Source organism: Rhizobium sp. Root1203, assembly GCF_001424945.1.
In the GTDB taxonomy this organism is placed as follows: domain Bacteria; phylum Pseudomonadota; class Alphaproteobacteria; order Rhizobiales; family Rhizobiaceae; genus Rhizobium.
This window is the reverse complement of record NZ_LMCW01000001.1, coordinates 543846-556651: the sequence shown is the minus strand read 5'-3', so window position 1 is coordinate 556651 and position 12806 is coordinate 543846. Positions and strand designations below refer to the sequence as shown.

General features: G+C 63.2%; 4 protein-coding genes. All 4 read right to left on the bottom strand.

Features of this window, described 5'->3' with window-relative positions:
• Nucleotides 1-17: 17 nt before the first annotated feature.
• The 4 genes from ASC97_RS33740 to ASC97_RS02720 all read right to left on the bottom strand — a co-directional run bounded on the left by ASC97_RS33740 (nucleotide 18) and on the right by ASC97_RS02720 (nucleotide 12801).
• The gene (locus ASC97_RS33740; protein ID WP_057466798.1) at nucleotides 18-9386 is read right to left on the bottom strand and encodes a T1SS-143 repeat domain-containing protein; all 9369 of its coding nucleotides are present in this window, start codon (nucleotides 9384-9386) and stop codon (nucleotides 18-20) included.
• A gap of 204 nt (nucleotides 9387-9590) precedes the next feature.
• On the bottom strand, nucleotides 9591-10638 hold a 1048-nt coding region (locus tag ASC97_RS36150; RefSeq protein ID WP_443216724.1), incomplete at its 3' end, for a T1SS-143 repeat domain-containing protein.
• Between the two features lie 841 nt (nucleotides 10639-11479).
• A complete protein-coding gene (locus ASC97_RS02725) occupies nucleotides 11480-12259 on the bottom strand; it encodes a VOC family protein (RefSeq protein WP_057466796.1) in 780 nt (259 codons plus the stop codon).
• A gap of 74 nt (nucleotides 12260-12333) precedes the next feature.
• Nucleotides 12334-12801, bottom strand: a complete 468-nt coding sequence (locus ASC97_RS02720; RefSeq protein ID WP_057466795.1) for a DUF1579 domain-containing protein — start codon at nucleotides 12799-12801, stop codon at nucleotides 12334-12336.
• Nucleotides 12802-12806: the final 5 nt, after the last annotated feature.

Here is a 12806-nt window from a genome sequence, read left to right as displayed (position 1 = left end):
TTCATCGGATCGCCGTATCAGCCGACATGCGGCGCGGTGACCGCGTCGTGCTTGTCGTCGAACAGGATCTTCACCGCTTCCGTGGTGTTCTGCAGAACCGCCACGTCGTGCCAGCCGCCGTTGGCGTTGACGCTGACCACGGTGTCCGCACCACTGACGGTCGCCCTGACGCTCGAAAGTGCGTCGGTTTCGGTCGCCTCGCGGCCAAGCAGGCTGTCGAGAAGCTTCGACACGTCGAGCGTATCGCCTTCGCCAGCCTTGTAGTCGGTGATCACGTCGACGAGCTTGACGTCCGCAAGCGCATCGGTGTCGAGAACGAAGGTATCGGCCCCTGCCCCGCCCGAGATGGTGTACATGCCGCCGCTGCCCGAGAGAGTGTCGTCACCGTCGCTGCCGATCAGCGAGTAGGCACCGGCACCGCTCTCGCCGCCGAGCGTCGTGTCGAAGGCGACCTCGACGAAGTGGCCGGTCGAACCGTCCGTCAGCGTGTAGCTGCCATCGGCGAGGATCGACTGGCCGTTGATCTCCGTACCCGATGCGTGGGCCTCCAGCGAGAGGCTGGCGATCGCGTGATCGGCCAGGCTCGATAGTTCGCCGCTGTCGGTGATGCCGTTGTGGTTCAGGTCCTGCCAGACGGTGAGCTTCGAGAAGGCATCGTCGCCCGCATCGATCTTGCCGTCATGGTTGCTGTCGAGCGTTGCGAGCGCTGCCAGACCATCCACGTAGGTGCCTCCGGCAAAGTGCGGCGAGAAGATCTCGCTGCCGTTGTCGATCTTGCCGTTGCCGTCCACGTCATAGGCGAGGATGCCGTCGCTGCCGGCCGTCCAGGCGATCTGATCCTTGTGACCATCGGCATTGATGTCGAACTGGACGCCGTGATCGAGCGAGGTCAGCGCGACGCCGTTGTGGTCGAGGTCGAGGATGATGGGGTCGATGGCCTTGCTAGACCCCGAGGCGCCGACCAACGTCGAAAGGTTGCTCGGCACAGTGACCTTCGCAAGGTCGATAAGTGTGTCGGTTCCGTCGCTGACCTTGTCGCCGCCCTGTTGGAACACAAGCGTGTGGTTCACCTGCTCGATCGTTGCTGCAAATGCGACTGTGGCACCGCTGTTGCCGAAATCGATCTTCGTCAGGATATTGGCAGCGTCGCCTATTGCTTTTGCAGACGATATCGCGATCGCGCCGCCACCACTATGGACGAACGTCACAATGCCGTCGACCAGCTTGAACCCCGTCACCGAGACACCGTCGATCTTGCCATAGGAACCCGAAAACGTTCCAGTTGTTGCGACGACGGGAGACAATGGCAACACGATCTTGTCGTTGTCGGCAGTGCTGAAATCAGTGACGATGTCGTAGGAGCCGACCGTTGAATCGCCTGTCTTGAAAACAAACGTATCCAGACCAGTGCCACCCGTCAAACTGTCGGCCCCGGCCGCCCCGACCAAGGTGTCATTACCCGCACCACCGATCAGAATGTCGTCGCCCGCTCCGCCGTTCAAGTAGTCGTCGCCGGCATTGCCATTCAACGTGTCGTTCCTGTCGGAACCAAAAATGAGATCCTTGCCCGTACCGCCGGCTATGTTGTCCGAGGACCCAGCTTCACCAGCTATAAAGTTGTCAGTCACAGTCTGGGATAGATCGACCGTACGCGCACCACCAGCGTTGGACGGATCGTGAGCATCGATCAGGTAACTGCCAGAGCCAAGCTTGTATCCGTTGATCGACGCGCCGTCGAACGAGATCTTCTCGACTTGATCGCCGTCTCCGTTGAAATGACCGTCGATTGTCACCGAACTGTTTCCGATATCGATGACCAGATCGCCTTTTCCCGCGCCGGTGTCGTTGTCGAACGCGTTCAGCGAAGACAACTCCGCACCGTTTGCCGCGACCAGGATGGTGTCCGTGCCGCTGCTGTCGCTGATCCAGTCGTCGCCGTCATTCACTCCAAAGACATAGAGATCGCTCCCGGCGCCGCCATAAAGTGCATCGTTGCCGCCATTGCCAATCAGGACGTCATTGCCGCCGTCCGCATAAAACGCAGTCCCGCTGTTGTCTCCGACAAATATTTCGTCGGCACCCGTTCCCGTCAGCGGCTGCCAGAGCCACGTGGACTGATAGTTGACATCAACGTGTCCCGAGTCTGTCAGCTTGCCGTCAGAAGACCGGTAATCGAAAGATCCTCCGGCCGGCGAGAAGAACCAGTCGTCGAACGTTAGCGAGGTTGCACCCTGTGGATGTCCTACGCTGTCCCAGCCGGCGTTGCCAACACCGGTAATCGTCAGGGGATTTCCGTCGGCGTCCTTGTCGTTCAGCAGAAGGACCCAATCCGGGATGGAGATCGATCCGCTGTTCGTGATGACGATGTCATCGTTTGCCACCGGCGCATGATTTGCCGCTGTGACGGCATCCGCCATCGCGACGGGCGCTGTGGTATTGGACAGGCCTTGCCCGTCCGTGTAGGTGGCATAGACCGAGATCTTGAAGCCGGCGTCGTCAGCCGTGGCTGTGTAGGATTCTCCGGTTGCGCCGGAAATCTCCGCCGTACCGCGCAGCCAATGATAGATCACAGTGCCGCTTTCACCGCCGTCCGGATCGTGCGTTGCAATCGTCGCATGGAGCACGTCGCCGACCTTCGGCGCACCAGCCTGCTGGGTGATGTCGGCTACGGACAAGGTAGCGACCCCGTCGCTCACAGGAGAGACGGTAATGTTGAAAGGGCGGGCGGTGGGAGGGGAATTCTCCTGGTTGATATCGTCGACGGTGATCTGGAAGGTCGCCGCCAGCCCCTCTGAACCGTCGTGCTTGAAGGCGATCAAGCCTTGCTCGAGTTCGTGGGCGGTAAATGAGATGGCAGGAGCGCCGTTGTTGGTGATCGTGCCGTTCGTCACGCCCGAGACCCTGAAGACCACCTCAGTATCCTGGTTGTCCGGATCGGTGTAGCCGAGTTCCTGCGCCGTTAGTGTATGGCTCTGGCCTTCGACGACGGTTGCGCTCAAGCTGCCAGTCAATGCCGGTGCATCGTTGCTAGGCTGAATGTGAATGGTTGCCACCTGCGCGGCACTGTCCTCATGACCATCGTTGACGACGACAGTGACCGTGCGGTCGACCGAGGCATGCGGGTTGTCGCTACTGTTCAGGTAGACGATGTTGCGCAGGATCGTCTGGTAGGCGTCGGCGGAGGCGGACCCGATGATCGACAGGCCGTCGGCGGTGACGTTCACCGTCAGATGTTCGAGGTCTGCCCTGGCAGCTGCGGTCGCGTTCAGTGTCAGACTCTCGGCGGCGCCGTCCAGTCTGTTGCCGAGCGTCAGGGTCATCGATTCCAGTGTCGAGGAATCGACGTCCTTAAGCGTCGCCTGCCATGCGAATTGCTGCGCCGTCTGCTCGACTGCCGTCGTCAAGGCGCCGTTGCCCGCGGCGGTGCTGTCGAGGTCGATCCCCGTGGCATCGTTGCTGCCATGGATCGCAACCTCCAGCGATGCCGTGCTGGTCAGACCGTGCGCATCCTTCACCACGTAAGAGAAGCTATCCTTCGCCAGTTCGTCTTGGCCCAGCTTCTGTGTCGCCTCCGCATCGTTGTTCAGGGCATAGCTGTAGCTTCCATTCGAGTGGATGGTGAGGCTGCCGTATTTGCCGCTGATTACCGCCTCGCCGCCGATCGCCAAGGCTGTATCGCCGACCTGGCTGACGACCTTGGTATCGTAGGCGTCGGCATCGGTGTCGTTTCCGAGCACGTTGCCCGTCGCCTCGGCGACCCCTGGTCTGGCGTTGTCGACGCCGCCGGCTTCGGTCACCGATGCGCTGTCCGCGTGTGCGACCGGAACATCGTTCAACAGGTCCGCCGCCAGCACGACGCCGTCGTGGCCGCCGCCGATGTCGGCGGCGAACGAGAATTTCTCGATGTTCGTCGCCGTCGCTACCACCGTATTGCCGCGGGTGAAGGTGAAGGTGTCGCCCGCCTGGGTAATCGTGTAGTCGGTCCAATGGCCGGCGAGCTTCACGGTATCGGTATCGCCTGACGTCGTCGGATCCGAGTCGTTGATCTCAACCTTGGTGCCGGCGAGCGTCGTCAGGTCGATCTCGTCCTTGCCGGAACTGGTGTTGATCACGATCGTCGAAGGCGCAATCGCTGTCCCGGTCAAATCGCCGACGGTGATCGTGTGGTTTCCGCTGCCGGCATTGATGACGATCCGCTCGACCTCGTCAGCGCGGATCGTGGCAGCGCCTGCCCCCGTATAGCTTACCGTGACATCGGCGAGATCCAACGGATAGGCCTCGATGTTGCCGGCAGCGTCCTTGTCGAGTTTACCGATCGCAAAGTCCCGGTTCTGGGCGTCGCCGGCAATTTCGAGGATATCGTAGTTCGGCGCTTGCGAGCCTGTCTCCCCGCCGCCGTTGATGCGGTCGTTGCCATCACCGACGGTATACTTGAACAGGTCGTTGCCGGCTCCGCCGATCAGGGCGTCGTCGCCCTTGCCGCCGATGAGAACGTCGTCGCCGCTGCCCCCGTCGAGACGATCGTCGCCCTCGCCGCCGTCAAGCATGTCATCGCCATCGCCGCCGCGCAGGATGTCGTTGCCCGTTCCACCATAAATCGTGTCGTTGCCGGCGCCGCCTTCCAGCGTGTCGTCGCCTGCCAGACCGGAGATCAGGTCGTCGCCGGAGCCGCCGATCAGATGGTCGTTGCCCTTACCGCCGCCGATCTTGTCGTTGCCGGCGCCACCATCGATGGTGATGCCGCCGCCGGTTGCGTCGCTGGTGTAGTCCGCGGCGACCAGTATGACGTCGTTGCCCGCCGTACCTTCGATTTCCTCGATGCCGGAGATGACGCCCGGAAAGCTGTAGGCATCGTAGACGAAACCGGGGGCGGTGCCGTTGTCGAGGTTGATCTTGTCGTAGCCGCTGCCGCCGCTGATCGTGTCTCCCGTGCCGGCAAGGCCCTGGATGCTGACATCCAGATGTGCCCCGTTGCCGAGGTCGAAGACGCGGGTGCCGGATGCGATGGCGTCCGTGCCGACGACGAAGGTGTCGTTGCCGGCACCGCCGCTCAGGTTGTCGCCGCCCCTGCCGCCGGACAGGAAGTCGTCGCCGTCGTCGCCCGTGATGGTGTCGTTGCCGTCGCCGCCGCGGATCAGATCGTTGCCGATCCCGCCGTGGATGACGTCATTGCCCGCGCCGCCGGTGAGGATGTCGTTGCCTGCACCGCCGTCGATGGTCGCGCCGGCAACGGTGCCGACAGGAACCTGGCTGACGGAGACCTCGGCGATCAGCGAGCCGTAGGGGCTGGCGCCGACGGCTGAGAAAGTCAACGTTGTCTCGCTGCCGGTCGCCGTAAAGGTGAAGGTGCGCTCGATGAAGGTGCTCGCTACCGTCCCCCATGTCGTGCCTTCGCGGGCGTAATCGGTGAACGTCTGCGACGCAGCTCCGGCGCTGACGGTGACCGCCGACGTCGTCTCGGAGGTATGGCCGAGCAGATCCGGGTTGGTCGACTGCAGGAAGCTGACGGTGTAGATCTTGCCGGCTTCGGTCGCGAAGGTCTGGGCGATCGCTCCGGTGGAGACGCCCTGCATGTCGACCGCGTTGACACCGGCCGGGAAATCGGCGTTGAGGCTGCCCTGCGAGACGACGAGGTCGACCGAGCCGCCGCTGACGGTCCAGCCGCCGCCGAGGTCGGCCTTCTGCCCATTGTTGCCGACGATGACTTCCGCCGGGCCCTTGAAGCCGCCATTGGCGATCTGTTCGGTGCCCGCGATGATCCGGTCGTTGCCGTCGCCGCCACTGAGATTGTCGGCTCCGCCGCCGCCTTCGATGACGTCGTTGCCGTCGCCGCCGCTGACGGTGTCGTTGCCGTTGCCGCCGTAGAGGCGGTCGTTGCCCTCGCCGCCGGTGATCGTGTCGTCGCCGTCGAGGCCGGCAATCAGGTCGTCGCCCTTGCCGCCGATCAGGGTGTCGGCACCCTTGCCGCCGCCGATCGCGTCGTTGCCGTCGCCGCCGTCGATCTTGATGCCACCGTCGGGCAGATCGCTGGTGTAGTCCGCCTTTACCAGAATGATATCGTTGCCATCGGTTCCGACTACCTCTTCGATGCCGGAGAAGGCAGGGCTCTGCGGGTTGAGCGCGTCGAGAACGAAGCCCGCCGAGCCTTCCCGGTCGAGCACAACCGTGTCGTGCCCGGTGCCGCCTATGATCGCGTCGGTCGTTCCGGCAAGGCCGTCGAGGCCGAGCTTTTCGAAGTGCCCGTTGCCGAGATCGATCGTGCGGGGACCGTAGTTCTTTGCGTCGGTGATGTCTGCGCCAAGCTTGAGCGTATCGTCGCCTTCGCCGCCTTCGAGCGTATCGCTGCCCTTGCCGCCGATAATGAGGTCGTCGCCTGAGTTGCCGACCAGGCGATTGCCTTCGTCGCCGCCGATCAGGATGTCGTTGCCCTTGGAGCCGAACGCATCGACGGTGGCGCCGAGCGCGTCATGGCCGACGACGTTGCCGCCGTCCACGCCGGTCCGGTCGTAGGCCATGTGTGCGGCGACCGTTTCGGTGCCGACGGTCTGCGCCGAATTGCTGAGGTTGACGAAGACGCCTGTCGTCAGATTGTCGTAGTGGATCGAGCCGATCGAGCCGGCGGCATCGACCCGCACGGTGAAGGTGCCGGGCGCGGTATCGCCGTCGCTGTCGGTCGCCGTGAAGCCGAATTTGAGGTCGAGAAACTGCGAGCCGTTGACAGGTGCCGCGTGGTCGAGCGGCTGCAGCAACTCGAATGCATAGGCGCCGCTCGCCCGATCCGTCAGGGTGACGATGAAGACGTCCTGGCCGCCGGCCATGGCCGTCAGCACCGTTCTCTCGGCATTGAAGATATAGGTGACCGGATTGCCGTTCGAAAAGAGCCCCATAGGCTGGGAATTGCCGAACGAAACCGAGCGGTTGTTGGTGATGCCGCTGTTGTTGTCGTCAGCGCCCCAGGAAATGCCGAGCGATTGGTTGCCGGTCGACTTCACACCGTCCTCGGAGACCATCCCGACCGGAAGCTCCCCAAGCAGGGAAGGCGCGGTGTCGGCGACGTTGACCGTGAAGCTGCTCGATGCCTTGTCGCCATCGGCGTCCGTCGCGGTGAAGTTGAACTTGACCGCCGACGAAACGCCGCTCTGATCCAGGCTGTCCAGCAGGGTGAACTTGAACTGGCCGGTATCCTTCGACAGTTCAACGGTAAAGATCAGGCGGCCGTCTGCGGAAAGCGCCTTGAGAAGGCTGCCGCCCGGCGCGAATTCATAGTGGATCGCCTGGCCATTCGAGGCCAGACCCGAAACGTTCTGGACGCCGTCGAAGCCGACCGAGCGCAACGATACGTCGTTGTCCGCGCCCCAGCCGATGGCAAGCGAACCCTGCGCAACCTCAGCGGTGAAATGCTGCAGCTCGACATCGTCGATCAGGATCTGGTTGCCGTCGCTGGTCTGCTTGATTTCCACATGCAGCTGCCAGCCGGCATAGTCGCTGCCGATCAGCGGCGTGTTGAGGTCGACCGGCGCCCACTTGCCGTCTGCCGGCACTGGAAGATCGAGGTGCGACAGAACCACGGTTTCGCCGTTGTGCGTGGCGATCAGGCTGACGGTGCCGCCGCCAAATCCCTGGTCGGTGCGGTTTCCGACGTCGAAATGGATGGAATAGACCTGGCCCGCCACGAGCGTGGTGCCCGTGTCCCTGGCAAGGGTCGCGCCTTCGCGCAGCCAGGCGACATTGCCGCCGTCATGCCCGGCCGCATCGACGATATTGCCGCTCGGGGCATACACGCCGCCGGCTCCGCCGGTGAGCGTCCAGCCAGCAGGCGTGCCATAGGTATAGTTGCCCTTGACGTCGGAAATCACGCCGCCCTGGCCGCCGGCAAGGCTGTCCTGCTCGAAGCTGCCGTTCGACAACAGGTCGAGGTGGCCGGCTTCTTGAATGGTGACGGTCTGGGGGGCGCCGATGACGGGGCTGTCGTCGATGACGCCGATGGTGAAGTTCGTGACGATCTTGTCGCCGTCGGCATCGCGCACGGTGGCGTTGAAGCTCAGCGACAGGACGTCTTCCAGCGATGCGCCCGATGCCTTCACCGGATGATCGAGGACGCCCGACAGGACGAAGTTGTAGCCGCCGGAGCCCGTGTCCGTCAGCGTCACCGTGAATACCGTATGGCCGCCGGCAGTCGCCGTCAGCACCGTGCCGTTGGCAGACAGCGCATAGCTCAGAGGCTGGCCGCCCGAGGTCAGGTCGCCCAGGGCGATCGCCTGGTCGCCGCTCTTGGCCGTGACGATCGAGGCAAAACCCTGTCCCGGCGCGGCTTCGAACACCACCGACCGGTCGCCGAGGCCGCCGACGCCGCCGTTGGCAACCGTGTTGCTGTCATCGGCACCCCAGAGGATGTTGAGCGGACCGCCCGCACTGTTCGTCGTCAGATTCTGGTGACCCACAAACGGGTAGTTGCCATCCGCATCAGGAGCAATACCGCCCGGGAGATCGTCCTCGTTGCCGCCCGAAAGCTCTTCCTCTTCGACATAACGCGTGAAGACCTGGCCGATCGCCAGCGGCGCGTCGTCGACCACAGACACCGCGAAGTCCACGTTCTTCGGGTCGCCGTCGGAATCCGTCGCAACCGTATGGAAGGTCAGTTTCAGCGCATCTTCGCCCTGAACGTTCTGGTCGAGCGTACCCTGCAGCTTGAACTCGTAGCTGCCGCTGGCGTCATCATTCACCGTGACGGTGAAGATCGTCTCGCCGTGCGCGGTCGCAACCAGCTTCGTGCCGTTGTCCGAGAGCGTATAGGTCAGCGCCACGCCGTTCGACGTCAGCGCGATGGCGTGGTTCAGGCTGTCCACTGCCGAAACGGCATTGCCGACCGAAGCGAAGGCCAAAGACCGGCCGGCCCCGTCGTTGCGGCCGCCCACATCGTCATCGTCAGCACCCCAGGAGATGTTCAGATTGCCGGATACGTTTCTCGATTCCGGCCGGCCATGGTCGTTGCCGCCGGGCAGGTCGTCCTCGTTGACCGARGCCGAGTCCGGCTTGCCGATCTGCGGCTGGTCGTCGACGATCCTGACGTTGAAGCTGGAGCTTGCCGKGTCGCCGTCGCTGTCCTTGGCGACAAAGCCGTCGTCGGGGCCGGATGAGGCGTGGTCGATATTGCCCTTGAGCTCGAATGTGTAGGAACCGCTGTGCTGGTCGGACAGCTTGACGATGAAGACCGTCGGACCTTCTGAACCCTTGGTCGCGGTCAGGACCGTGCCGTCTGGAGACAGTTTGTAGTAGATCGTGACACCGTCSGACGTCAGGGCCGTCGCGCCGGTCTTGACGTCGAAGGCGACCGAGCGGTCGTTCGTGCTACCAACCTGGTTGTTGTCGTCGGAACCCCAGGACACATGAAGGCCACCGGATACCCTCGTCGATTCCGGCCGGCCATGGTCGTTGCCGCCGGGCAGGTCGTCCTCGTTGACCGAAGCCGAGTCCGGCTTGCCGATCTGCGGCTGGTCGTCGACGATCCTGACGTTGAAGCTGGAGCTTGCCGGGTCGCCGTCGCTGTCCTTGGCGACAAAGCCGAAGTTCAGCGTGCGGCTGTCGTCGTNGCTGGTCGTCGACGATCCTGACGTTGAAGCTGGAGCTTGCCGGGTCGCCGTCGCTGTCCTTGGCGACAAAGCCGAAGTTCAGCGTGCGGCTGTCGTCGTYGGGGCCGGATGAGGCGTGGTCGATATTGCCCTTGAGCTCGAAKGTGTAGGAACCCTTGTCCAGATCGGACAGCTTGACCGTGAAGACCGTCGGACCTTCCGCGCCCTTGGTGGCGGTGAGAACGGTGCCGTCCTCGGAAAGAGAGTAGTAGATCGTGACGCCGTCGGATGTCAGGGCCGTCGCGCCTGTCTTGACGTCGAAGGCGACAGAGCGGTCGTTCGTGCCGCCGGCGTTATAGGCGTCGGCGCCCCAGTTGATGCCGAGGGATACGTCCTTCAGGCCGACAAATGACGTGCCTTGGCTTTCGCCATGAACCGCGCCCGTGCCGTCCGGCAGGACATTTTCGTTGACCGAATTGACTGCCGTTGCCGTCGAAGCAGCGATCGACGGCGCGTCGTCGCGGATATCGATCGAGCCGATGCCGGTGGCGTGGTCGCCGTCCTTGTCGGTCACGGTGTAGCTGAACTGGAGGCGCAGCGTGTCGGCCGCACCGGCCTCGCCCTTGTCGGGATGGTCGAGCGGACCGTACTGCGTGAAGGTGAAGGCGCCGGTGACCTTATTGGTGACCGTGAGAACGAATATCAGCTGTCCATCCGCCGTGCCCTTCATCGTCAGACCATCAGTGGTGATGACGACGCTCGCTCCGCCGGACGTCAGATTGACGTGCGTCCCGGTCTGCGTTCCCTCGTTCATATTGAGAGAATCGGCCAGGCCGATGCTCGAGATAGTGCCGAAGTCCCTGCCGCCCAGGAAGCCGAACCGGCCGTCGACCGACCGGGTCTCGAAACCTTGGTCGCTTTCGTTCTCGGTCAGCGTCGAAAGCGAGGTCGTGGTGATGACCGGGATGCCGTCGAACTCATCGGGGCGACCGTTGAGACTGCCGTCGGCCTGCTGCGTATCGCCGAGAAGCTGCGCGAGCTGTGTCGGGTCGCCGGCGTCCTGCTGCATCGTGTCCTGGAACTCGGCGCCGGAGCTCGACGGGGAGGAGCTTGCGGAGTAGGAGCCGTCGGGGCCGGCTGCGACGTTGATGTTGCTCTGTTCGAGGGCGGCGATCACCGCCTGCTGCGGCAGCTCGACTTCGCCGAGCAGGAAGGTCGGAACATGGAGCGCGCCGTTGACGATGACGATCTCGGTACCGTCGGCCTGGACGAGCACGAGGTTGTTGCCTTCGACGTGGATGTCGTCGATCGAGGTGCCCGCCGCCAGGTGGGCGACGTTGTTCTGATCCGGGACAATTTCACCGGCGCGGGCGGACGCCTGGACGACCGCCGCATCCGGCACCCGATCGGTCTTCTCCGTCTGCTGGCCCGTCTGCTGGCCCGTTTGCTGGCTGTTGTCTGCCTGCGCGACCTCTACGCCCCTTGCGGCGGAAGTCTGAAGCGCTGCGTCCTCATGAATATCCGAAATGAAGTCGTGCGAGACATGTTCGCCGTCGACTGCAGACATACGCGGATCTTCGATAGACATAACAATATACCCCAATGAGAAACTGGGGCCAAATAATTACGCGGCGTTTACAAAAGCAATACTGCCCCGACCCCGCGGATATAGCCGGTTATGCATCCACCCAAAAAAGTTCACGAACAGTTAACCGCAATGGGTCTGATCTGCTAAAATTCTAATAAAATTAAAGGAATAACGCATTTCGGATGACCAAAAATGCCGGGCAATTCGGGCGCCGATTCGACATGCGAACAGCGCTCCGCCCGTCAGGGGCGGAGCGCTGTTTCGGCAAAAACCATGCGGCGGGCGGGGTTCGGCGAACCCGTACGAAACGAAGCCGGAAGGCCTACCGTCCCGGTGCCACGAGGCAGAAGAAGGCCCCCTGCGGATCCATCGCCTGGATGATCCAGCTGCCGCCGGGAACTTCCATCGGTCCGTTCAGAACCTTGCCGCCGCCCGCCTTGACGCGCTCGATGGCAGAATCGATGGCCGGAACGTTGAAATAGTAGCACCACGCCGGCATCGGCACGGTCGCGGGCTTCGTCATGATGCCGCCGACGGGCGTGCCGTGCTCGGCGAAGATGTGGTAGACGCCCATGTCGCCCATCTCGAAGTCGTGATCCTTCGTCCAGCCGAACATCTTCGCGTAGAAGGCGAAGGCCTCTTCGCCGTTTCCGGCATAGAGTTCGTGCCAGCCGACCTGGCCGGGCGTGCCCATCGGCGCTTCGGGCGGCGCATTGTCCATCGGCGCCGGCGTCATGATGCAGATGACCGCGCCATGCGGGTCCGCGACGACGGCGAAGCGGCCGATGGTCGGGATGTCTTCGGGCGGGCGGCGTACCGAGCCGCCTGCGGCCGCGAAGTCCTTCGCCGATTTGTCGACGTCGTCGACGGCGACATAGCCTGTCCAGTTCGGCGGAATGCCCTTGCCTTCCAGCTCAGCCGGAAACTCCATCAGCCCGGCCGCCCCGACGCCGTTCGCCTCGAAAATCGTGTAGGGCGGCTGGCCCTCCACCGTCATGCCCTTCGTCGTCCAGCCGACGACCTTGCCGTAGAATTCGCTCGCGGCCTTGGTGTCCGGGGTCATCAATTCGCACCAAATGAACTTGCCGTGGGTATCGGACATGCTGATCTCCCTTTGCGTTGTGTTGTGTGCTCGATGAACGGTACGAGGCCGGCCAGGCCGCCCCGTACGGTGCTCTAGCGTTTTCTGGTGTAGTGCGCTTCCATGAACTGCTTCCACGAACCGTCGGCTTGCCTGGCGGAGGAGCTGAACGTGCGGCGGTCGCGGTCGTGGAAAACGATCTGTTCCCGATAATCGACCAGCTTGCCGGAGTCGCCGAAGTCGGGGCCGGTCGTATAGAGGCTGAGGGTCGTGCCATCTCCGGTCACCTCGCCTTCATAGACCCACATGTAGTCCATCATGCTGCCGATCCAGCTGCCGACATATTTGCCCTTTTCAGCGTTGTAGCCAAGCGTGAGAACCGTGGTGGCTTCGCCTCCGCCGGGCATTTGCCCGGAGCCTTCGGCGACGAACCAGATCCCGTGCAGCGACCGGACGGTCTCCGTCCAGGGTTCCTGGCCGGTCATGCCGGATGCGGTCACCTCCCAAACGCCGACCATGTCCTCGAGGAATGCGTGCTCCTTCAGCACTTTCGCATGCTGCATCGTGC

Excerpts from the sequence above, each read along its gene's own strand:
- ASC97_RS02720 (WP_057466795.1), bottom strand. The coding sequence starts at position 12,801 with ATGCAGCATGCGAAAGTGCTGAAGGAGCACGCATTCCTCGAGGACATG.
- ASC97_RS02725 (WP_057466796.1), bottom strand. The coding sequence starts at position 12,259 with ATGTCCGATACCCACGGCAAGTTCATTTGGTGCGAATTGATGACCCCG.